Here is a 21,008-nt window from a genome sequence, read left to right as displayed (position 1 = left end):
TGTGCCCTCAGCTCTTCGGATCGTCGGGACTAATTTTTTCTGGTCGTTCCGCAGGCTCCACTCCTGCCTCCAGAAAACCGGTGCCGACTGCGACACCGACATTGTCGATCAATCTCGTGGTGCCGACCTTGGCCGCCACGAGCAGTCTGCCGTCCCCACGTTCGGGAGCCGGACCGAGATGCGGGTCGCGCACCTCCAGGTAGTCGACCTGCACCAGCGGAGCCTCGTCCAGAACTGCACGCGCAGTGGCGATGATGGCCTCGACTCCCCCGGCCGCGGCGTGCGCCCCGGCGACCAGCGCGGCCGACAGCGCCATCGCAGCGTCACGCTGCTCGGGGTCCAGGTAGCGATTACGCGAGGACAGCGCAAGACCGTCCTGCTCGCGAACCGTCGGGACCCCGATGACGGCGACGTCGAAGTTCAGATCGCGCACCATCTGCCGGATCAGTGTCAGTTGCTGGTAGTCCTTCTCGCCGAAGTACGCGCGATGCGGAGCCGCGATCTGCAGCAGCTTGGCCACCACGGTGAGCATTCCGGCGAAATGCGTTGGCCTGCTCGAGCCTTCGAGCTCTGCGCCGAGCGGTCCGGGATTGACGGTGGTGCGCGGACCCGACGGATACATGTCCGACGCCGACGGCGCGAAGACCAGTTCGACGCCCTCCTCACGCAGCAACGCGACATCGGCGTCGAGGGTGCGCGGGTAGGCATCGAGGTCCTCGCCCACACCGAACTGCAGCGGGTTGACGAAGATCGACACGATCACCACCGCACCGGTGAGCTTGGCCTGCCGCACCAACTGCACGTGCCCGGCGTGCAGCGCGCCCATGGTCGGAACCAGAGCGACCTGCTTCCCGACGCCCCGAAGTGCTTTCGACACCGACGTGATCACCGCAGGATCGTGGTGAACCGTCAACTGCCCCTTGGTGTAGCTCCCCGCGAGGGTCATCGATTGCCTTCCAGAAGTTCGATCAGGTCTGCCTTGGCACCGATCCGCTGCGCCGATCGCAAGGACAGCGCGCGGTATCCGGCTGCGATCCTCGAATCCACGGATTCGAGTACGTCGAGATGCTTGCCGACGGCCGCGGTATCGCCGCGGGCCACCGGCCCGGTGAGCGCCGACTGTCCGTTGCGCAGAGCATTGTCCAGCGCAGCTTCGAGCAGTGGAGCCAGAACACGCTCGGGCACACCGCGTTCGGAATCCGAACCGGGAAAACCCGGTCCGGCCAATGCAACTCGGAGGGCTTCGACCGCGTCGACCACAAGCGTGACGAGGTGATTGCTGCCGTGCGCGAGCGCGGCATGGTAGAGCGGCCGATTGTTCTCGGGCACGTGCACCGGCTCGCCGCCGATCTCGAGCACCAGGGCCTGCGCCACCGCGTAGCCGATCTCGTCGCCTGCGGTGATGCCGAAGCACGCCGCCGTCATCCGGTCGGTGTCCTCGACTCCGCCGCTGAACGTCATGGCCGGGTGGATCGCCAACGGCACGGCACCGAGAGCGGACAGCGGCTCGAGCACCGAGATCCCGTTCGCGCCGGAGGTGTGCACCACCAACTTTCCCGGTGCCACCGCTCCGGTGGACGCCAGGCCCGCCACGATCGATGCCAACTCGCTGTCCGGTACCGCCAGGATCAGCAGTTCGGCGCGACGAGCAACCTCGTCGACGGGCAGCACCTGGGACTCGGGGAGCCGCTCACGCACCCGCGTGATGGACGCGTCCGACACGGCAGCGGAACCGACGACCACATGCCCGACGCGTTCGAGCGCCTCACCGAATGCGGTACCGACCCGTCCCGCCGAGACGACACCTACCGTCAAGCGAGCCGGAGACAGACCACCAGTGAACCCGGATGAGGTCACCGAAAATTTCCTCTCGTTCGTTCCAGTCCCGCTCTGCGGGTACCGGACGTCCTGCACGGAACAATAGCGACCGCGACCCCTCGCGGGCCATGGAAGAACTGTGTGATCTGGTTCTCAGTGTGCGCGACGGCGACGGCGGCGTGTGCCCGGGTCGGTCGTGGCCGCATCTCCGGACCCTCCGCCTTGCAGTCCGGCCATGATCTCGGCGACGGATCGACCGTTCGAGTGTGCGCCCGACGCATCCTCGTCGTCGGTCGACTCCGCGCGCCTACGGCCGCGTCGGGGCGAGACGGACGTGTCCTCAACCGATGTCCGGTAGTCGTGATCGGCCGCGAAGAACGCGTCCGCCGATTCACGCAGCGAGGCGCGCGACGCAGAGAGGGCGTCGCCGTTCCGGTCCGCGGCGGGCTCGTTCTCGGATTGCGTGTTCGGCTCCGCGGAGAAAGGATCCGCAGCATAGGACTCCGTGGAATACGAGTCCCCGGAGAACGAGTCCGCGGAGAACGAACCCGTGGAGTACGAACCGACCGAATCGACCTCCGTGTGTTCGGTCTCGGCTGTGGCCTGCGGCTCTGGCTCCGCCTCGGGTTCCGGCTCGGCCGCAGGTCGACGCGTCTGCTCGAAGTCGTATGCGGTGAAAGGGGAGCTGGGCGGCGTCACGCGCCCCGCCGGTCTCGGTGCGCCGTAGGGGCGGGCCTGCGCTGCAGGTCGCTCGTACGGGTCCGCGTCCGTGTCGGAGGCGTCCGTGTCGTGACTCGTCTCCTCGAACGAATCATCGGCGTACGAATCCTGGGCCGATTCGGCAGCCGACGATGCCGCTGCTGAAGCCGTGGCCTGCGGCATCTCGTCCGGATCCTCGGGGTACACCACCGACGTCTCGGCTGTGACCGGCTCGTCGTAGGGAGTTCCGACTCCGTTGAGGCCGGTTCCCGGTGCCATCGAACCGTTGCCGCGACCGGGGACGTACAGGCCGGACGGTGCAGGTTGGTAGCTGTCGTACCCGCGTCCGCCGAGTTCTTGCATCCTCATCGCTTCGGCACGCAGTGCGACACGTTCGGTGGGCAGATTGCCGTCGAAGAGCACCTGCAGGTTCTGGCGGAGGGCAGCGAGTTCGTTGCGCAGTGCTGCGACCTCGTCGATCTCGAGCTGCGATTCGCTGCGAACCCGGGCTTCGACGTTCATCTCGTACTCGCGTCGCGCCGAGATCTCCCGAGCCAACTGCAACTCGTAGACCGTCTGCAGATCCTTGGCCTTGATCTGATCGGCGGCCGCCTCGCGCCGGTACTTGGTCATCGCGAACGCACCGATCACCGCAGCCCACAGCGCCGAAAGGACACCGACCCTCATCCACTGCACGCTCTCGGTGAAGAGCAACAACACACTGGCGATGATGCCGAACACGACGAGCGCCGCGAGGAACAGCTGGCTCGCACTACGCCTCTTACGGCGTCCCTTCTTTGCGCGAGTCTGATCTGTCATGTTCACAAGGGTAACTGGCAAATCGTTCGCAAATAGTCATCCTCGACCGATCACTTACACAACCGAGGTAACAATCAAATGTTTCGAGCGTTACCGAGAACGCTCGTCGTCACGGTCTTCCGGGGTACGGCAGCACTGTTCGAGCCACACCGCGGCAGCGACGACGGCCAGTCCCGCCACGAGCGCGACGACGGCTCCGGCCCTGTCCGACGACGCTGCCCGCACCGTCGCCGCACGCGGTATCACGTACACCAGAAACCCGACGCACACTCCGACGACAGCGGTCCCCACCAGCATCGATGCCTTGGCCAACACCAACGCCCTGAACACAGTCAACGGGTGCAGATCGTGCAGACCGCTGCCCACCCGATGCTCGGCGATGCGGTTGCGAACGATCACCGCGGTGACCACTTGCACCACCGCGACCAGATACAACGACGCCCCGGCGTACACCGGAATCGGAGGCAACGAGCCGTAGAAGACCCGAACCAGCAACCACGTGCCTATCGAGGCGACCAGGAAAAGACCCAGCACATCCCAGACCTTGGTGGGATTGGTCACCACGACCCATCACCGACGCCCTCTTGCTCTTCCGGTCGTTCCTGCAGGCTCCACTCCTGCTGGACAACTCCCGCACGCTCCTCCGGACACAGTCGCGCGAGCAATTCGGTCACCGGCACATCGTCGTCGCCGACCCGCAGGGTGGCGTCCGGTTCGACGTCCAGCCACGGCAGCAGGACGAACGCCCGCTCGTGCGCGCGCGGGTGCGGAAGGATCAGACGAGGGTCCTCGCTGATCAGGTTCTCGCACACGACCACGTCGACGTCGAGGCTCCGCGGCCCCCACCGCTGGACTCGAACGCGATCGGCCGCCTCCTCGAGGCGCTGCCCGAAGCGCAACCAATCCCAGGCGTCGAACGCTTCGTCCTCGGCCACCACGACGGCATTGAGGAAGTCCTGCTGCTCGACGCCGCCCCAGGGAGCGGAGCGATAGACCGGCGAGCAGGCCACCAGCCGTGACCCCAATTCGGTTGTGACAGAACGCAAGTGGGCCAGCGAATCACCGACGTTGCTGCCTATGGACAGCACCGCCCGGGTCACGACCGCTCCCGGTACGCCACCACGGCAACGTCCCCGAACGTCAACGGGATGGGTGCCGACGGCTTGTGCAGCACCACCTCCACCGCGTCGACGCGTGAGTCGTACGCCAGCACGACCTCGGCGATCTCGGCCGAGACCGTCTCGATCAGGTCCTTCGACGGGCCAGCGACGACAGCCGCGGCGTGCTCGGCCAGTTCTCCGTAGTGCAAGGTTCGCGTCAGGTCGTCGGTCTCGGCCGCGGGCCGCAGGTCCATCCAGACGGTGATGTCGACGACGAAGTCCTGCCCGTCTCGCTTCTCGAAGTCGAAGACGCCGTGATTGCCGCGCACCGTCAGGCCACGCAGTTCGATGCGGTCGCCGCGACGCGTCCCGGTGCCGACGCGGCTGCTGATCTCGCTCATGCCCGATCACCCTGCCATGCCCGTACGACCGCCACCGCGTCGAGTGACGCTCGAACGTCGTGCACGCGCACACCCCACGCTCCCCCGGCGACGGCGAGCGCCGACACCACGGCCGTGGCGACCTCTCGCCCGTCCGGCGGTCGCGGAGAACCGTCGTCGTCCGCCAGCAGTGATCCGAGGAATCGCTTCCTGGAGGCACCGACGAGAACCGGGAAGCCGGCCGACACCAGATCGGGGAGGCCACGGAGCAGTTGCCAGTTGTGCTCGGCGTTCTTGGCGAAGCCGAGGCCCGGGTCGAGCACGAGCATCGCGGTGTCCACTCCTGCGGCCACTGCGTGGTCGACCTGTTCGAGCAGTTCGCTGCGGACGTCGGCGACCACGTCGTGGTACCGATCGGCCGGACCGGCGTGCCGGTATTCGGATCCGGCGGCTCGCCAGTGCATCAGGATCCACGGCAATCCGCCGTCCGCAACCACCCCGGCCATGGCCGGATCCGCCCGACCGCCCGAGACGTCGTTGACGATCGATACCCCGGCCTCGATTGCGGCCTCGGCGACCGAGGCACGCATGGTGTCGACGCTGGTGGCCACCCCTGCTTCGGCGAGCGCAGCGATGACCGGTACGACACGCTGCGCCTCGAGTGTCGGATCGATCCGGTCTGCTCCGGGCCGCGTCGACTCACCACCGACGTCGACTATGTCGACGCCGCGACGATGCATCGCCAACCCGTGTTCGACGGCAGCGTCGACGTCGAGGTATCGACCGCCGTCGGAGAACGAATCGGCAGTGACGTTGAGTACACCCATGACGACGGGTGCCGGGGGGATACTTCGCGCCGGGCTCATCGGGAATCGACCGGACGCGTCATTTCCGCAGAATCAGGTCCAGAGCTTCCGAACGCGACGCCGCGCTGGACTGCAACAGACCCCGCACCGCGGAGGTGGTGGTACTGGCACCCGGCTTGCGAATCCCGCGCATGGCCATGCACAGGTGCTCGGCCTCGATCACGACGATTGCACCGCGCGGGTCGAGCTTGCGCATCAACGCGTCGGCGATCTGGCTGGTCAGACGCTCCTGCACCTGCGGGCGCTTGGCGTACATGTCGACCACGCGCGCCAGCTTCGACAGGCCGGTGACCTTGCCGCTCTTGCCAGGGATGTAGCCGACGTGTGCAACGCCATGGAACGAGACCAGGTGATGCTCGCACGTGGAGAACATGGGGATGTCGCGGACGAGAACCAGTTCCTGGTGCCCCTCGTCGAACGTCGTGTTCAGCGCAGTGTCCGGGTCGGTGTAGAGCCCGGCGAAAATTTCGCGGTAGGAACGCGCGACGCGGGCCGGGGTGTCGAGCAGACCTGGACGGTCGGGATCCTCGCCGACGGCGATCAACAGCTCCCGCACGGCGGCCTCGGCGCGAGGCTGGTCGAAGACCGCGCCGGTGGCGTAGGCCACTGTCTCTTCCACTGCCCTCTGCTGCGCTGCTGGGACTTCTGCCGAGTCGATTGCCGACTCGTCGGTCCGGTTGACTGACACGAGAACGTACCTCCGGTTGGGCTCCGCGAATGTGACAGCTGGGCCGAACTGCACCTGTTCTTCACGAGCAGCTGCGTCGACCTTCAGCACGGTTCGAACGACGGACTGGGCCGACCGAAAGGGTCGACCCAGCCAGCCTAATGATGGACCTAGCGGTACGAACCGCCCGGCCCTTCCCAGCGTTGCGTCCTCGGACCTTCGTCGCCGTCGTCCTCGGCTCGCTCGTCTCGCCGCGAGTCCTCGGACGGGCTGCTCGCGGAACGATCGTCTCCGGGCAGCGGATAGCTCTGCGACGGAGTCGGAACCTCCCAGGTGGGAGGTGACGCCTCGGCCGGTGCAGCATCGTTCTGGTTCTGGCCGTACGGGGGCTCGTGCCGAGAGGTACGACCCTGGTCCCGAGCGTCCGGCCGGAACGGATCCGGCTGATACTGCGGCTGCTGATATTCCGGTGGTTGATTCGAAGGCGGTTGATTCGAAGGCGGTTGATTCGAAGGCGGTTGATTCGACGGTGCAGCGGTCGGCGGTTGATACGCCTGTGGCTGCTGATAGGTGGGGTGCTGTCGGTACGCCGGTGGCTGTCCCTGCGGCGGCTCGTACCGATTCTGGTCCGGCCGATCCGATTCCGACTGCTCGCGATTCGGTTGGTTCGCAGCAGGCGGCGTGGTCGGTCCCTGGTAACGGGGAACCGCGGACTGCTCACGCGGAGGCCATCCCGGAGCCGACCATCCGGCCGGGGCACCGTAATCGGGACGCGAGCCCTGGCTCGGGCCACTCGGGCGCGGATCCTGCCTGCGATAGCCCTCGGAGTATCCGCCCCCGTTGGGAGCTCCTCCGTTGACCGGGCCGCCGTAACCTCCGTTGGGCCCGCCGTTGTAGCCGCCGCCGTTGAAGCCGCCGGTTACCGGGGCGCTGCGTCGCCCACCGGTGTTCGGCGCATCGACGTCGCCGGTGCTCGGCGATCCGTTGACCGGGCCACCGTTGGTCGGAGCGCCGTTCGACGGGGCACCGTTGGTCGGAGCGCCGTTGGTCGGAGACCCGTTGTATCCGTTGCTTCCGTTCGGGTAGCCACCCTTGCTCAGCTGCGGCGAACCGGCGTAGCTGGGCTGCGGAAACTGTTGCGGCGGAAGCTGCTTCGGGGCCGGCGGCACCGGAGGCCACGGCTCGCCGCGCTCGGCGGCGAGTTCGCGAGGAGTCTTGACCGGCGGCTTGTCCGAGGGCTTGCGATCACCGAAGTCGTTGAACAGCGTGATGCGCGGACGCTTGGTGACGCTGTGGAAGATCTTCTCGAGGTCCTTGCGGGTGAGCGTCTCGCGTTCGAGCAGCTCCGAGGCAAGGGTGTCGAGCAGGTCGCGGTACTCGTTGAGGATGGCCCACGCCTCGGTGTGCGCCGCCTCGATGAGCTTGCGCACCTCCTCGTCGATCTCGCGGGCGACCTCGTGCGAGAAGTCGGACTGCTGGCCCATCGAACGGCCGAGGAACGGGTCACCCTGTTCCTGTCCGTACCGGACGGCTCCGAGCTTGCTGCTCATGCCGTACTCGGTGACCATCGCGCGAGCGATCTTGGTGGCCTGGTCGATGTCCGAGGACGCACCGGTGGTCGGCTCGTGGAAGACGAGCTCCTCGGCCGCGCGGCCACCCATGGCCATGACGAGGCGAGCGATCATCTCCGACCGCGTCATCAGGCCCTTGTCGTCCTCTGGCACCGTCATCGCGTGACCGCCGGTGCGACCGCGAGCGAGGATGGTGACCTTGTAGACGGGCTCGATGTCGGGCATCGCCCACGCCGCGAGAGTGTGACCACCCTCGTGGTACGCGGTGATCTTGCGTTCGTGCTCGCTGATGATGCGGCTCTTGCGGCGCGGGCCACCGACGACGCGGTCCACCGACTCCTCGAGGGATGCCTCGGTGATGACGGTGCCGTTCTCGCGGGCGGTGAGCAGTGCCGCTTCGTTGATGACGTTCGCCAGGTCGGCACCGGACATTCCGACGGTTCGCTTGGCGAGACCTTCGAGGTCGGCGTCCTGCGCAACGGGCTTGCCCGCGGAGTGCACCTTCAGGATCGCCCGACGGCCGGCCAGGTCGGGGGCACCGACCGGGATCTGCCGATCGAAGCGGCCCGGACGCAACAGTGCGGGGTCGAGGATGTCGGGGCGGTTGGTGGCGGCGATGAGGATGACGCCGGTGCGCTCACCGAAGCCGTCCATCTCGACGAGGAGCTGGTTGAGCGTCTGTTCGCGCTCGTCGTGACCGCCGCCCATGCCTGCGCCGCGCTGACGACCGACGGCGTCGATCTCGTCGACGAAGATGATGCAGGGGCTGTTCTGCTTGGCCTGCTCGAACAGGTCGCGCACGCGGGACGCGCCGACACCGACGAACATCTCGACGAAGTCCGAGCCGGAGATGGTGAAGAACGGCACGCCTGCCTCGCCCGCGACGGCGCGCGCGAGCAGCGTCTTGCCGGTTCCGGGAGGGCCGTACAGCAGTACGCCGCGCGGAATCTTGGCACCGAGGGCCTGGTAGCGAGACGGGTTCTGCAGGAAATCCTTGATCTCGTAGAGCTCTTCGACTGCCTCGTCCGCGCCCGCGACGTCGGCGAACGTGGTCTTGGGCATGTCCTTCGTCAGCTGCTTGGCCTTGGACTTGCCGAAGCCCATGACGCCACCGCGTCCGCCACCCTGCATGCGGCTCATCACGAAGATGATCACGCCGAGGATCAGCACCATCGGCAGGATCAGCAGCAGGAACGAGCTGAACCAGCTCTCCTGGGTGACGGTGGTGTTGTAGCTGGTCAACCCCTGGGAGTCGACCTTGTCGAAGATCTGCTCGGACGCCGAGTCCGGGTACTTCGCAATGATCTGAGTTTCGTTGCCCGAGGCCTCGTTGGCCTCTTTGAGCGTCAGCCGAATCTGTTGCTCACGGTCGTCGATCTGCGCGGACTCGACATTGCGGTCGTCGAGCTGGGCGATCGCCACCGAGGTGTCGACCGTCTTCCAATCCCGCGTGTCGTTACCGAAGTAGCTGAAGGCATAGATCACCAACAGAATGCCGAAAACGATGGCAAGATTTCGTATTACTGTCTTCCGATTCATACAGCTTCAGCCGAGTCGGCCGTGTCCTTTCAGTCCGCTCCAGCGCGCTGGCTGCTCCCTGCCCGCCGGATACTCCAGGCTAGCGCGAGACTCGGACATCTGACTCGCTCTTACCTGGCGCTGTGCGTCCACGCACCTGTTTGCGTCGACGCTCCTTCCCCTCCAACGACTGCACTCCCCCGGCAGTTCCCCACCTGATGGGCACCTTATCCGCATCGATGGACCATTGCATGCGTCTCCGCGCGGCAATGGTCTATTCACGCGGGCGGGGTGGACCGAACGAACGAACTCAGCTGTAGACCTTGGGATCGAGTAGGCCGATGTACGGCAGGTCCCGGTAGCGCTCGTTGTAGTCGAGGCCGTAGCCGACGACGAATTCGTTGGGGATGTCGAAGCCCACGTTCGCGACCTCCACGTCGACCTTGATGGCGTCGGGCTTGCGCAGCAACGTCACCACCGACAGCGAGGCAGGCGAGCGGGTCGCGAGGTTGCGCTTGAGCCAGCTCAGCGTCAGACCGGAGTCGATGATGTCCTCGACGATCAGCACGTGGCGTCCGGTGATGTCGCGGTCGAGGTCCTTGAGAATCCGGACGACGCCCGACGACGAGGTGGACGACCCGTAGGAGCTGACCGCCATGAACTCGAGCTGCGCCGGGATGGGCAATGCGCGCGCGAAGTCGGTCATGAACATGATCGCGCCCTTGAGGACGCCGACCAGGAGCAGGTCACCTTCCGGCGAGCCTTCGGGATACCGCTGGGCGATCTCTTCTGCGAGTTCTGCAGTGCGTGCTTTGATCTGTTCCTCGGAAATGAGAACCGATTCGATGTCGCCCTCGTACACGGGGTTTCCCTTCATTCGTTCTCCAGGCCGACGCTCAGCCTGCCATGCCGACGCGAGCACACCAACCTGGCGTCGGACGTTCCTCCTGGCAGCGCGACTCCGCCCTGACCCGTCCACCGTCCGACGAGGGCATCGACGGCCCGAATCTGCCGGTCGGTCAGCGACGTCACACCTCGACCGAGCAACCATCGACGCAGCACTCGCCTGCGAACGGCGGGAGCGAGCGGGTCGAGTGCAGCGACCTCGAGGTCCGGCGCATCGGTATCGACGACGGACTCGGCCATCGCGTCGAGGACCAGGCCGTCCTCGCGCAACTGCTCGGCGGTCCGCGCGAGTGCAGCGGCGACACCACCGCCGAGCACATCCTCGAGCAGGGGCAGGACCTCGTGACGCAACCGAACCCGAGTGAAGTCGGTGTCGATGTTGTGCGGATCCTCGAACGGCTCGATCCCCAGCTCGACGCAGGCAGCCCGGGTCACGCTCCGCCTCACTCCGAGCAGCGGCCGGCCCCACGGCGCATCGAATGCCGCCATCCCGGCGATCGACCGCGGTCCCGATCCGCGCCCCAACCCGAGCAGCACCGTTTCGGCCTGATCGTCGAGGGTGTGCGCCACCAGCACCGACGCGTCGCCGCGGGCCCGGTTCAACGCGTCGTACCTGGCTCGGCGGGCGGCTGCTTCCATCCCTCCCGAACCGCTCACCTGCACCGTCAGAACCCGCGCGTCGGCGACACCGAACTCGAGAGCGTGCGCCGCCGCTGTCGAGGCCACCTGCGCGGAGCCGGCCTGCAGACCGTGATCGACGATCAACGCGAGCACACCCGGAGCCTCCGCCACGGTCGCGGCGGTCAACGCCAACGAATCCGCTCCACCGGACAACGCGACGGCGACAGGACCGGGGTGGGCGGCGAGCCACGCGCGCACCGCATGCCTGACCTCGAGCAGCGCGGGGCCTTCGGGTAGCCGCGTGGGCATCAGCCCAGAACTCGGGCGATCCAGGCGTCGGGGTCCTCGATCTCCGACAGCAACGGCAGTGTGTCGGGCCCGGTCCACACGGTGTTGAAGCGTTCCATCCCCACCGTGGCGACGACGTGATCGACGAACGCCTTGCCGCGCACGTACTGCGCCATCTTCGCGTCCATGCCGAGCAGTGCCCGGACGACGCGTTGCAGCGGGTTCACCTTGCGTTGCCTGCGCTGATCGAATGCACCGCGGATCTGCGTCACGGTCGGCACGACGGCCGGTCCGACGGCGTCCATCACGTGGTCGGCGTGGCCTTCGAGCAGGGTGCCCAGCACCAGGAGTCGGTCGATGGCGTCGCGCTGGGGCTGCGGTTGGGTGGCGCGCAGGAGTCCGACGATGCCTGCGTCCTCGGACCTGGTGGACCCGCTCGGATTCTTGCGGGCCTTCAGCGCACCGGTCAGCCGGTTGGCGACATCTGTCAGCGGCTCGTCGGTGCCGTCGGAGAGCACCCCGACGTTCTCGCGCATGTAGCCGCCGAGCCACGGCGCGGAGGAGAACTGCACTCGGTGCGTCACCTCGTGCAGGCACACCCACAACCGGAAGTCGCTCGGCGACACACGAAGCGCCCGCTCGACGGCAATCACGTTGGGCGCGACCAGAAGCAGCGTTCCGTTCTCGCCGGTGAAGGGGTCGTACTGTCCGAGAATGGCGCTGGACAGAAAGGCCAGCATCGCTCCGGCCTGCAGTCCGGCCGGCTTTCCGCCGAGCAGACCGGACGGCGGCGTACCGTCGTCGTCTCCGGTCAGGTGCTTCATCGACGACGCGGCCGCGGCGATCCAGCCGGCGCGGTCGACCACCTGGGCGTCGGGCACGGGGAGGCCGTCGGCCAGGCCGGTGGTCTCGCGAACCGGCCCCTCGGCCCGAATCGATGCGGCGGCAAGCTCTTCCACGGCCGCATCGGCGGTGTAGCGCGAAGTGGCCGGACCCGGGCGGGCCAGCTTCGCTCCGGTCTTCGCCGCCACCGACCAGTCGACGGCACCGGCGAAACCGGACGTGGATTCGCCGTCTTCGGCCTTCGTTGCTGCGTCCGTGTTCACTGGCAACCACACAATCTCAGGGTCGATGCGACGGCATCGAGGGCGGGACGACTGACGTCGGGCGGCCGGTCGTTGGACATCAGCGCGAAGGTCAGGATGCGGCCGTCGACGTCGACGACGTACCCCGCCAAAGCGCTTGCAGCAGAAAGGGTTCCGGTCTTGGCGCGAACCCAGCCCGCTCCGGTTCGATCCCCCGAGGCGTACCGATCCGTCAGGGTTCCGGTCGCGCCGGCCACAGGAAGATAGTCGAGCATCGGACGCAGTGCAGGCTGCTCGGTTCCGGCTGCCGACGTCAGCACCTGATCGAGCAGCCTGGCCGGAATCTTGCCGTCGACCGACAGTCCGCTGGCGTCCTCGAGCGTGAGTCCGGCCATGTCGAAGCCTGCCGAGTACAGGGTCTGCCCGATCGACGCCACCGCTCCGGAAAAGCTTGCCGCCGTGTTCATTTCGAGAGAGATCTCGCGTCCTACGGCCTCGGCGAGGACATTGTCGGAGCGATAGATCATCTGCTGCAAGCGGTTCCGCAGCGGCGCGGATTCGACGGATGCGATCTGATCGGCCCCGTCGACGGCCTTGCCGATCGTCACCGCTGCCGGGTCGACGCCCAGCCCAGCGGCCAGTGCGCGGCCTGCGTCCAGCGCCGGGGTTGTGCTGCGCGGCGACTCGTCGACGAGTGGGTCCGATCGTCCGCCGTCGAGCATGATCGGTTCGATCGGTGTGATGGAACCGGCGGCGATGTCGGCGGGGAACCAGCCCTGCGCCATCGTGTCACCGGAATAGACGGAGGTGTCGACGCCGATGCTGCGCACCACCGTTCCGCTGCGCCGAATCTGCTCCACCAGGTCGTCGATGCGCGCCGCTCCCGGATAGAACCCGTCCGTTCCGACCGGAAGCGCGGTGAGTGTGGGGTCGCCGCCCGCGATCAGCACGATGTTCCCCTCGCCGTTGCCCTGGACCACGCGGGTGGTGACGCGGTGATCGGCCGGGAGCGCGAGCATCGCCGCGGCAGCGGTGAGGACCTTGGTGGTCGAGGCAGGCGTCATCGGAGTGTCGGGGTTCTGGGACCAGAGCACCTGACCGGTCCGTGCGTCGGCGACGGTGCCGGTGAACGTGCCGAGGGCGGGATCGTCGACCACCTGGGCCAGCGCAGCTGCCAGAGCTGCCGAGTTCGGCACCGGTGCCGATTCCGGGAACGGGGTGATCGCAGGGTCGGGCAGCACCGTCTCGGGTGGGGGCTCGATCGCGGTCTCGGCTCCGTCGGACACCGACGGCAACACGAGGGCGGCGGTCGTCGCGGCGAGGATCACGACGAACAGCGCACACAGCGTCAGGATCACGCGCTTCTTCCTGCGCCGTCGGCCCGCTGTGGGGCCGAGGAACCGTCGTGTCAGCCCCGCCACTGTTCCTCCGTATCTGCCGTGGTCGTACCCACGATCGTTCAGTCAACAGTATCCTCGGGTCCGGTAGCCTTGCGCCGCCACCATCGACACATTCGCAACGGTTCGGGCCCGGTCGGGCCCGAACGAAGACAGTGAGGACTGCACGTGCCGTTCGACGTCACCATCGAGATCCCCAAGGGGCAGCGCAACAAGTACGAGGTCGACCACGTCACCGGACGTGTTCGACTCGATCGCTACCTCTACACCGCGATGGCGTATCCAGCCGATTACGGCTTCATCGAGAACACGCTCGGCGAGGACGGCGATCCGCTCGACGCACTGGTTCTGCTGCCCGAGTCGGTGTTCCCCGGCGTCATCGTCGAAGCCCGTCCCGTGGCGATGTTCAAGATGGTCGACGAGGCCGGCGGCGACGACAAGGTGCTGTGCGTTCCCGCAGGCGACACTCGTTGGGACCACATCCAGGATCTGAGCGACGTCTCGACGTTCGAGCTCGATGCGATCAAGCATTTCTTCGTCCATTACAAGGATCTCGAACCCAACAAGCACGTCACCGGGGCAGACTGGGTGGGCCGCGCAGAGGCAGAGGCCGAAATCGCTGCATCATTCAAGCGCTTGGCGGACAATCCGGAGCACTGATCGTTTCGGCATCACACACCTCGCCCTCGGCCGAACGCCGACGAAACTAGTTTGGGGAAACGCATGACCGACAGCACTTCCAACGGTGATCGGCGCAATCTGGATTCGCGACCGATCTCGGATCCGACGCAGTTTCCCGATCTGCCGGTCACGGTCGTCCTCGACCGAATTCCGGTGCCGATCCTTGCCGTCGATCCCACCGGTGCCATCGTGTTCGCGAACGAGGCCTTCGACGATCTGTTCGGCCTGGACCGCACCGAGCGGGAGGACTTCCACCTGCACGACATCTTCCCCGACCGGGCACCGGAGGGCGTCAATGTCGCGGACATGTTCCTCACCACGGTGGCCACCCGCGCGGATTCTCTGTGGCGGATGACCGACAAGACCGGCGATATCGTGCAGGTCCGCGCCAGCAAGTCGATTCTGCGCCGCACCGAGGACACCATCGTGCTCGTCGCGTTGGAGGACTTCACCGATCAGCTGTGGAACGACCCCAAGAGCGCCTTGCGCTGACGGAAGTCACACGTTCTTCCCCGAACGACGACGGTGTACGCCGGCGGATCATTCGCCGGCATACACCGTCGCTCTGTTTCCGCCCGCGTGCTTGGACTCGTACATCGCGGCGTCGGCGTCGAGCAGAACGTTGTGCAGCAGGTCCTCCCCGTCACCCGACTCTGCTGCGTCCGACCAGCGGCTGCCGTTGATCATCGCCACACCGACGCTGACCGTCACCGGTACGTCGTCGAGCGAATCGTGGACGGATTCGCGGATCTCGTCGGCAATCGAGTGCGCCGCGGCTTCCGTGACCGGCAGCGCGATGGTGAATTCCTCACCTCCGGTGCGGGCCACACACGGCCGCGCCCCCGTGGCGCTCTTCAATCTACGAGCCGTGCGACGCAGCACGCGGTCGCCCACTGCATGGCCGTAGGTGTCGTTGACCTGTTTGAACTGATCGAGATCGACCACCATCAACGCCACCGAACGATCCGCGTCGAGCGAGGCCATCATGCGTTCGAACCGCAGTTCGAGGCCGCGCCTGTTGAGCAGGCCGGTCAGCGAGTCGGTGTTGGCGAGATCGAGTTGATGCTGAATCACGGCGCGAAACACCAGCACCGAATTGACCACCAGCAGTGTCGCGAGGGTCCTGGCGGCGGTCGACGCCAGATCGTGAGTGTCCTCCGCCAGCGCCAGCGCCGCCAGAACCACGACCGTCACATTGACGAACAGCATGTGGAATCCGAGCACTCGCCGCCGGGCGAAGTAGACGATGTAGATGCCGATCACCGCGAACAGGGCCGCCCCGTTCAGAGCCAGGTCGCGGCCGGCGAAGGTGAGCAACATCGCTGCGACGCCCACGTCGGCGTAAACCACGAACCACCCGGGCATGTGCGACGCATCCAGCGAACGCCGAAGCCACCACACTCCCACCGGGACGGTCGAGATCAGCACCAGCAGACAGACGACCTTCGCGGTCGTGCACGCGGGACCGTCGTCGGAGAACATCGCGATGGCCCCGATCAGACCGAACGAGGGAACCAAGGCGGCGATCCCGAGCGCGACGCGACGTTCGAGCCTCACCGAACCGACTCGCGGTCCGCTCGCCGGACCGTGCGGCGGTCGATCGCGATCCATTGGCACCGCGCCCCCTCCGTCCGAACCGGTTGTCCCGACTCGTCGCGCACTTCTACGAAACGATCCCTTGTCGACTGTCGGCGGCTCAGACGCTACCTGCGCGTCGGGCCGGAAGGTCCGGTCTCATTTCTTCGTAATCGGTCAAGAAACGATCCAGCAAAGCGACCAGTGACGCCCGGTCCTCGCGATCCCACCCCTCGATCACCCGACCGAGAGATTCGGTACGGCGTTGCTGAATTGCCGCGGCCACGTCCCGCCCGGACTGCGTCACGGCGAGAACGAAGGCCCTTCCGTCTCTCTCGTCGGGCACACGCTCGACGTGCCCCCGTTCGACCAGTTGAGCCACCTGCCTGCTCACCGTCGACGGATCCGAGTTCACCATCGTGGCCAGCTCACTGGATCTCATCGGCCCGTCACGCAGCAGGCGAAACAAGCATACGTAAGCAGCCCCGTCGACACCGCCCGAAGACGAGATCTGGGCGATGTTCCGCTCGCGCAAGCGTTGCAGCCGAACCAGCTGCGTGCCCAGTTCCTCGGCGAACTCGACCACGTCAGTTACCGGTGAACTGCGCCGGTCGCTTCTCGAACACCGAGGTGATCGCCTCGGTGAGATCGTGCGAGGCGAGGAAGGCGGCGTTCCAGGCCGCGACGTAGCGAAGCGAGTCGTCGACGCTGGAAGATCGGGAATGGTCGAGCACGGTCTTGATGCCCTGCACCACCAGAGGCGGATTCGCAGCGATGGCGGCGGCGCAGTCACGAGCAGCGGCCAGGGTGGCGTCGTGGTCCTCGAACACGTCGTTGACCAGGCCGATCTTCTCGGCGCGCGCGGCATCGATGTCCTTGCCCGTCAGAGCGAGCTCACGCATGTGGCCATCGCCGATGATCGCAGGCAGTCGGGCCAACGACCCCATGTCCGCGACGATCGCGACCCGGACCTCGCGCACGCTGAACTTCGCGTCGGCGCTCGCGTACCGCACGTCCGCGGCGGTGATGAGGTCGACGCCGCCGCCGATGCACCAGCCCTGAACCGCCGCGACGACGGGTTTGCGGCAGTCGGCAACCGCGTTGATGGCCTTCTGCATCGTCTTGATGGTGTCGTGGAACGACGTTCGGGGACCGGCCAATGCCTTGTCGGCCATCAGCGGACCGAATGTTCCTGCCATCGCTGCGAGGTCGAGTCCGTAGGTGAAGTTCTTACCCGAGCCCGCGAGCACGACAGCCCGAACCTCGGGATCGGCGTCGAGCTGCGCGAACAGCTCGGGGCTTTCGCTCCAGAAGTCCGGGCCCATGGCGTTGCCCTTGCCCGGGCCGAGAAGTGTCACGTTCGCGATGTGGTCCGCGATCTCCACGGAGAAGGCGTTCCAGGTTCGTTCCGTCATGCCTGCGAGCCTAGCGGCAGCGTCGCACAATGCTGCACCGCATGTTACGGCGCGTAACGTCTGCGCTAAGTCCCTGCTCAGCTCTGGTACATGCATCGAATCGCGCCCATCATCGACTCATGTTGATGCATCAGGGACTGGGCCTGGAGACGTTCAACGATCTGCCGCGCCGCAAGGCGGTCCATGCGCTGTACGAGTGCTGCTGCTCGGTGGCGTGGGCGTCCAGGGTGGCAGACGGCCGCAGGTACCGCTCACGGGCTGACCTGTTCGCCGCAGCCGACGCGGAACTGACCGAACTCTCGGACGGGGATGTGGATTCGCTCGCCGCGACGCTGCCGGAGCCGAGCAAGGTGTGCGCGGCCATGGACACCGACACTCGCGGTGCACTGCGAACTGCCGCCAGGGCGTACGAGGACCGGTTCGGTTACCCGTACGCGTCCAGCCGGTTGTTCGAGCCCGAGGGCTTCGAGCCGCGAGACATCCTGGTCGATCTGGGCCATCGCCTCGACAACGACGATCAGACCGAGCGCAAGATCATGCGCGACGAGCTGGCGAAGATCAACCACACAAGATTGGATCGCCTGCTGGGGCCCGAAGGCGGTTGGCCCCAGTACTGAGCTCGGTCGGGGATCAGCCGAACAGACCGACGACGCGACCGATCAGTCCACCGGCGATCAGGATCGCCAGCAATGCCACGACGCAGATGACGACGATGGGCATCACCCGGCTGCGCTGCGGCGGCTCGTGATTCGGACCGCCGATTCCGGTTTCGGCGGGCGGGGTGTCTCCTGGCGTGACGCCGCCTCCCGCTTCGAGTCCTGTGGTGACGTCGGGGTCTGGATTCTGGGCATTCATCTTGTGCGGTTACCCGGTGCGGTCTCGCTCAATCGAGATGTGTCCTGGCTATCGCTCCCGCGAACAGTTCCGACACCGCGTCGGCGATGACTCCCTCGTCGATCTCCTCCGGATCCACCGAATGTTCGACGGCCAATCCGGAGATCAATGCCGCCAGTGACGTCGCGAGGCGTCGGGCATCGAAGTTCTTGCCGACTCCCCACCGCCCTGCGTGCTCGGCGATGAGGCGTTCGAGCTCCCCGCGCAGCGCGCGACGGTCGGTGCGGTAGCGCTCGGCGACGGCAGGGTCGCGTCCGGCGAGGATGCCGAACTCGACGGTCAGCAGGGGCCACCGGGGTTCGGCCACCACCCAGGACGCTATCTCGCCGCCGCCCGCTCCTGCCGCTGCACCGGAGTCCAGATCGGATACGTGGGCCAGTACGCGGGCGGCGAGGTCGAGGGAACGGCGGGCGAGCAGTTCGGCGAACAGCGCTTGCTTGGACTCGAAATTGGAGTAGACGGCTCCCTTGGTGAAGCCGGCTCTGTCGGCGATATCGGTGAGTTTCGCTGCGGCATAGCCACGTTCGGTGAATTCGTCGGCTGCCGCGGCGAGCAGTCGGTCCCGAACGTCGGTGCGTTGGGGTCGTCGCCGATCCTGTGTCGGCCCCCACTTTTCTTGCTCCTCCGCATTCACGATACCTAGAGTATTGAATACCTCGGGTATCGACAAGATTCAGGAGTCACCCATGCGCAAGATGCCACTGCTCGCTGCCGCGGTGCTGGTACTTCAGCTCGGCTTCATCCTCAGCTACGTCTCGGCCTTCCATCAGCCGACGCCGCACGCGATCCCCATCGCGGTGGTGACCGAGCCCGGCCTCCCCGAGGGACTGGACCAGCAGACCGCCGACCGCCTCGACGCCATCGACGGCACCCCGCTCGCGGCACGCACCGCAGCCGATACCGCAGAGGTCCGTTCACTGCTCCGCGACCGAGACATTCTCGGGGCGTACGTCCTCGGTGCCGACGGAACGGACACCCTCATCACCGCGAGCGCGGCGGGCAGTTCCGTGGCCACTGCGCTCGAATCGATCTTCACCGAGGTCGAGGCCTCGCAGGGTCGCCAGATCGTGGTCCGCGACGAGATTCCGGTGGGAGTACACGACAACCGGGGGCTGTCCGGCTTCTACCTCTCGGTCGGCTGGGTCGTCGGCGGCTACCTGCTGGCGGCAGCATTCGGACTGCTGATCAGGGCACCACAGTCGCGTCGCGAAACCTGTTCGCACGTCGGAATTCTCGCTGCCTACGCCGTCGCCTCGGGTGCACTCGGCGCCTTCCTCACCACCCATGTCCTGGAAACGTTTGCCGGCCATTGGTTTCCGCTCGCGCTACTGGGCACCGGCGTGGTCTTCGCCACCGGCCTGTTCACCATGGGCCTGCGCGCACTGATCGGGGTCGCCGCGGTTCCGGCCGCGATCGTACTGTTCGTCATTCTCGGAAACCCGAGCGCAGGAGGCGCTTTCGGGGCAGACGTCCTGCCCTCGCTCTACGCTTCCATCGGCCGGTGGATCACTCCGGGCATCGGCACCGAGGGCGTGCGCAGCATCGTGTACTTCTCCGGCACCGGACTGGGGCAACCCGCACTCGCACTTGCTCTGTACATCGTGATCGGCACGCTGCTGATGGGCGCGGCAGCACTGCGTCGCCGGTCCGAACACAACCCGGTGGCTCCACGCGCGACCAGTAAAGTGTGATCCCATGACCGCCAACTTCCCCTTGCCACTGCCCGATCTCGCCGTCCGCACACTCGGAGGCGCAGTCGTGTGGGCGAACGACGAGACGTTCGCGGAGAAGGAGAATCTCGTTCGGCCCGGAAAAGCCGACTACTCGACGGCGACGTTCGGACACAAGGGCCAGATCTACGACGGGTGGGAGACACGACGCCGACGCGAGGCCGGCTACGACGAGGCCATCGTTCGTCTCGGAGCGCCGGGTGTCGTCTCGGCGGTCGTTGTCGACACCGCGTGGTTCACCGGAAACTATCCGCCGGAGATCTCGATCGAGGCCGCCGAGGTCGACGGCTTTCCGTCACCGGAGGAGCTTCACACCCAGACGGAGTGGACCACGATCGTCCCGCGCAGCTCGGTCGACGGCGACAGCGAGAACAGGTTCACCGTCGCCTCCGATGCTCGGTGGACGCACGTGAAGCTGTCGATCTATCCCGACGGCGGAGTGGCGCGGTTGCGGGTGCTCGGCCGCGGCAAGCCCGACCCGAAATTTCTCGCTGCCGGGCCGGTGGACCTGGCTGCACTCGAGAACGGCGCGTACGTCTCGGCATGCTCGAACATGTTCTACAGCTCGCCCAACAACCTGCTCTTCCCCGGACCCCCACGGTCGATGGGTGAAGGCTGGGAGACCTCGCGTCGACGCAACGAGGCGAACGACTGGGTCCAGGTGCAGCTCGCCGGCACCGGACTCATCTCTCTGGCCGAACTCGACACCACCTGCTTCCTCGGAAACGCGCCCGGTGCGGCATCTCTGCGGGGCCGGCTCGGCGACGGCGAGTGGATCGAACTGTTGCCACGTACGACGCTGCAGCCCGACACCCGGCATCGCTTCGTCCTCACCCACGACACCCCGGTCTCCGAGGTGCGCATGGACATCTTCCCCGACGGCGGGATGGCGCGATTGAGACTGTTCGGTGATCTCGCGGGAGTGGAGCCTGCAGGAACGACCCAGTAGGGCGGGAGTGGAGCCTGCAGGAACGACCC

At 66.6% G+C, this 21,008-nt stretch carries 23 protein-coding genes; 5 read left to right on the top strand and 18 right to left on the bottom strand.

Going from position 1 to position 21,008, the window contains the following annotated elements; all coding sequences use genetic code 11:
* Window positions 1-7: 7 nt before the first annotated feature.
* The 13 genes from panC to dacB all read right to left on the bottom strand — a co-directional run bounded on the left by panC (window position 8) and on the right by dacB (window position 13,759).
* Entirely contained in the window at window positions 8-946 is a 939-nt protein-coding gene (gene panC / locus CH306_RS12040; protein ID WP_032395165.1) for a pantoate--beta-alanine ligase, read from the bottom strand.
* Window positions 943-1,857, bottom strand: coding sequence for a Rossmann-like and DUF2520 domain-containing protein (locus CH306_RS12035; protein WP_094646725.1), 915 nt, complete (start codon window positions 1,855-1,857; stop codon window positions 943-945). The genes panC and CH306_RS12035 overlap by 4 nt, the downstream gene beginning before the upstream one ends.
* 114 nt (window positions 1,858-1,971) lie before the next feature.
* Window positions 1,972-3,336: a DUF6779 domain-containing protein gene (locus CH306_RS12030; protein ID WP_094646740.1), complete on the bottom strand. Its 1,365-nt coding sequence runs from the start codon at window positions 3,334-3,336 to the stop codon at window positions 1,972-1,974.
* Between the two features lie 90 nt (window positions 3,337-3,426).
* The gene (locus CH306_RS12025; protein ID WP_094628620.1) at window positions 3,427-3,897 is read right to left on the bottom strand and encodes a DUF3180 domain-containing protein; all 471 of its coding nucleotides are present in this window, start codon (window positions 3,895-3,897) and stop codon (window positions 3,427-3,429) included.
* Complete coding sequence (folK, locus tag CH306_RS12020) at window positions 3,894-4,436, bottom strand: 2-amino-4-hydroxy-6-hydroxymethyldihydropteridine diphosphokinase (protein ID WP_094646724.1); 543 nt, start codon at window positions 4,434-4,436, stop codon at window positions 3,894-3,896. The genes CH306_RS12025 and folK overlap by 4 nt, the downstream gene beginning before the upstream one ends.
* Window positions 4,433-4,837 (bottom strand): dihydroneopterin aldolase, encoded by a 405-nt coding sequence (gene folB, locus CH306_RS12015; protein WP_094646723.1) that lies wholly within the window; start codon window positions 4,835-4,837, stop codon window positions 4,433-4,435. Before folB ends, folK begins: the two co-directional genes overlap by 4 nt.
* Window positions 4,834-5,682 carry a dihydropteroate synthase gene (folP, locus tag CH306_RS12010; protein WP_176459166.1) on the bottom strand — a complete coding sequence of 283 codons (849 nt, stop codon included), beginning with the start codon at window positions 5,680-5,682 and terminating at the stop codon, window positions 4,834-4,836. The genes folB and folP overlap by 4 nt, the downstream gene beginning before the upstream one ends.
* A 19-nt stretch (window positions 5,683-5,701) precedes the next feature.
* Window positions 5,702-6,301 (bottom strand): GTP cyclohydrolase I FolE, encoded by a 600-nt coding sequence (gene folE, locus CH306_RS12005; RefSeq protein WP_032395534.1) that lies wholly within the window; start codon window positions 6,299-6,301, stop codon window positions 5,702-5,704.
* Between the two features lie 218 nt (window positions 6,302-6,519).
* Window positions 6,520-9,459, bottom strand: a complete 2,940-nt coding sequence (gene ftsH / locus CH306_RS12000; protein ID WP_094646722.1) for an ATP-dependent zinc metalloprotease FtsH — start codon at window positions 9,457-9,459, stop codon at window positions 6,520-6,522.
* Window positions 9,460-9,748: 289 nt separating this feature from the next.
* The gene (gene hpt / locus CH306_RS11995; protein WP_032395535.1) at window positions 9,749-10,300 is read right to left on the bottom strand and encodes a hypoxanthine phosphoribosyltransferase; all 552 of its coding nucleotides are present in this window, start codon (window positions 10,298-10,300) and stop codon (window positions 9,749-9,751) included.
* Window positions 10,301-10,311: 11 nt separating this feature from the next.
* Entirely contained in the window at window positions 10,312-11,274 is a 963-nt protein-coding gene (gene tilS, locus CH306_RS11990) for a tRNA lysidine(34) synthetase TilS (RefSeq protein WP_094628592.1), read from the bottom strand.
* Window positions 11,274-12,359, bottom strand: a complete 1,086-nt coding sequence (locus tag CH306_RS11985; RefSeq protein WP_256981141.1) for a zinc-dependent metalloprotease — start codon at window positions 12,357-12,359, stop codon at window positions 11,274-11,276. The genes tilS and CH306_RS11985 overlap by 1 nt, the downstream gene beginning before the upstream one ends.
* Complete coding sequence (dacB, locus tag CH306_RS11980; RefSeq protein WP_032395171.1) at window positions 12,356-13,759, bottom strand: D-alanyl-D-alanine carboxypeptidase/D-alanyl-D-alanine endopeptidase; 1,404 nt, start codon at window positions 13,757-13,759, stop codon at window positions 12,356-12,358. Before dacB ends, CH306_RS11985 begins: the two co-directional genes overlap by 4 nt.
* Before the next feature lie 144 nt (window positions 13,760-13,903).
* Between dacB and CH306_RS11975 the strand changes: the two genes are divergently transcribed.
* Together CH306_RS11975 and CH306_RS11970 are read left to right on the top strand one after the other, a co-directional pair.
* Complete coding sequence (locus CH306_RS11975; protein ID WP_032395172.1) at window positions 13,904-14,395, top strand: inorganic diphosphatase; 492 nt, start codon at window positions 13,904-13,906, stop codon at window positions 14,393-14,395.
* Window positions 14,396-14,458: 63 nt separating this feature from the next.
* Window positions 14,459-14,908, top strand: coding sequence for a PAS domain-containing protein (locus CH306_RS11970; protein WP_032395173.1), 450 nt, complete (start codon window positions 14,459-14,461; stop codon window positions 14,906-14,908).
* A gap of 48 nt (window positions 14,909-14,956) precedes the next feature.
* Here the strand turns inward: CH306_RS11970 and CH306_RS11965 are convergent, their stop codons facing one another.
* The 3 genes from CH306_RS11965 to CH306_RS11955 form a co-directional block, all read right to left on the bottom strand.
* Window positions 14,957-16,027 (bottom strand): GGDEF domain-containing protein, encoded by a 1,071-nt coding sequence (locus tag CH306_RS11965; protein WP_094628598.1) that lies wholly within the window; start codon window positions 16,025-16,027, stop codon window positions 14,957-14,959.
* A gap of 85 nt (window positions 16,028-16,112) precedes the next feature.
* Window positions 16,113-16,577 carry a MarR family winged helix-turn-helix transcriptional regulator gene (locus CH306_RS11960; RefSeq protein WP_032395175.1) on the bottom strand — a complete coding sequence of 155 codons (465 nt, stop codon included), beginning with the start codon at window positions 16,575-16,577 and terminating at the stop codon, window positions 16,113-16,115.
* 1 nt (window position 16,578) lies between these two features.
* The gene (locus CH306_RS11955; protein WP_032395176.1) at window positions 16,579-17,406 is read right to left on the bottom strand and encodes a crotonase/enoyl-CoA hydratase family protein; all 828 of its coding nucleotides are present in this window, start codon (window positions 17,404-17,406) and stop codon (window positions 16,579-16,581) included.
* Window positions 17,407-17,525: 119 nt separating this feature from the next.
* On the opposite strand from CH306_RS11955, the gene CH306_RS11950 reads away from it, so the two are divergent.
* On the top strand, window positions 17,526-18,023 hold the full coding sequence (locus CH306_RS11950; RefSeq protein ID WP_094646720.1) for a 2-oxo-4-hydroxy-4-carboxy-5-ureidoimidazoline decarboxylase: 498 nt from the start codon (window positions 17,526-17,528) through the stop codon (window positions 18,021-18,023).
* A gap of 13 nt (window positions 18,024-18,036) precedes the next feature.
* On the opposite strand, the gene CH306_RS11945 is transcribed toward CH306_RS11950, so the two are convergent.
* Both CH306_RS11945 and CH306_RS11940 read right to left on the bottom strand, forming a co-directional pair.
* Window positions 18,037-18,261, bottom strand: a complete 225-nt coding sequence (locus CH306_RS11945; protein WP_032395178.1) for a DUF6480 family protein — start codon at window positions 18,259-18,261, stop codon at window positions 18,037-18,039.
* A gap of 28 nt (window positions 18,262-18,289) precedes the next feature.
* The gene (locus CH306_RS11940) at window positions 18,290-18,934 is read right to left on the bottom strand and encodes a TetR/AcrR family transcriptional regulator (protein ID WP_176459165.1); all 645 of its coding nucleotides are present in this window, start codon (window positions 18,932-18,934) and stop codon (window positions 18,290-18,292) included.
* Between the two features lie 52 nt (window positions 18,935-18,986).
* Between CH306_RS11940 and CH306_RS11935 the strand changes: the two genes are divergently transcribed.
* Together CH306_RS11935 and alc are read left to right on the top strand one after the other, a co-directional pair.
* Window positions 18,987-19,991, top strand: a complete 1,005-nt coding sequence (locus tag CH306_RS11935) for a hypothetical protein (RefSeq protein ID WP_094646719.1) — start codon at window positions 18,987-18,989, stop codon at window positions 19,989-19,991.
* A 4-nt stretch (window positions 19,992-19,995) separates the two neighbouring features.
* Window positions 19,996-20,979 (top strand): allantoicase, encoded by a 984-nt coding sequence (gene alc / locus CH306_RS11930; RefSeq protein ID WP_032395180.1) that lies wholly within the window; start codon window positions 19,996-19,998, stop codon window positions 20,977-20,979.
* The last annotated feature ends 29 nt before the right edge of the window (window positions 20,980-21,008 follow it).

Source organism: Rhodococcus sp. 15-725-2-2b, from assembly GCF_002259075.1.
Classification (GTDB): Bacteria; Actinomycetota; Actinomycetes; order Mycobacteriales; family Mycobacteriaceae; genus Rhodococcoides.
The sequence above is the reverse complement of the archived record's forward strand: the minus strand, read 5'-3'. Positions and strand labels throughout refer to the sequence as shown.

Coding starts and splice junctions, on each gene's coding strand:
- panC (WP_032395165.1), bottom strand. CDS start 946: ATGACCCTCGCGGGGAGCTACACCAAGGGGCAGTTGACGGTTCACCAC.
- CH306_RS12030 (WP_094646740.1), bottom strand. CDS start 3,336: ATGACAGATCAGACTCGCGCAAAGAAGGGACGCCGTAAGAGGCGTAGT.
- folB (WP_094646723.1), bottom strand. CDS start 4,837: ATGAGCGAGATCAGCAGCCGCGTCGGCACCGGGACGCGTCGCGGCGAC.
- folP (WP_176459166.1), bottom strand. CDS start 5,682: ATGAGCCCGGCGCGAAGTATCCCCCCGGCACCCGTCGTCATGGGTGTA.
- ftsH (WP_094646722.1), bottom strand. CDS start 9,459: ATGAATCGGAAGACAGTAATACGAAATCTTGCCATCGTTTTCGGCATT.
- tilS (WP_094628592.1), bottom strand. CDS start 11,274: ATGCCCACGCGGCTACCCGAAGGCCCCGCGCTGCTCGAGGTCAGGCAT.
- CH306_RS11970 (WP_032395173.1), top strand. CDS start 14,459: ATGACCGACAGCACTTCCAACGGTGATCGGCGCAATCTGGATTCGCGA.
- CH306_RS11965 (WP_094628598.1), bottom strand. CDS start 16,027: ATGGATCGCGATCGACCGCCGCACGGTCCGGCGAGCGGACCGCGAGTC.
- CH306_RS11955 (WP_032395176.1), bottom strand. CDS start 17,406: ATGACGGAACGAACCTGGAACGCCTTCTCCGTGGAGATCGCGGACCAC.
- CH306_RS11950 (WP_094646720.1), top strand. CDS start 17,526: ATGTTGATGCATCAGGGACTGGGCCTGGAGACGTTCAACGATCTGCCG.
- CH306_RS11945 (WP_032395178.1), bottom strand. CDS start 18,261: ATGAATGCCCAGAATCCAGACCCCGACGTCACCACAGGACTCGAAGCG.
- CH306_RS11935 (WP_094646719.1), top strand. CDS start 18,987: ATGCGCAAGATGCCACTGCTCGCTGCCGCGGTGCTGGTACTTCAGCTC.
- alc (WP_032395180.1), top strand. CDS start 19,996: ATGACCGCCAACTTCCCCTTGCCACTGCCCGATCTCGCCGTCCGCACA.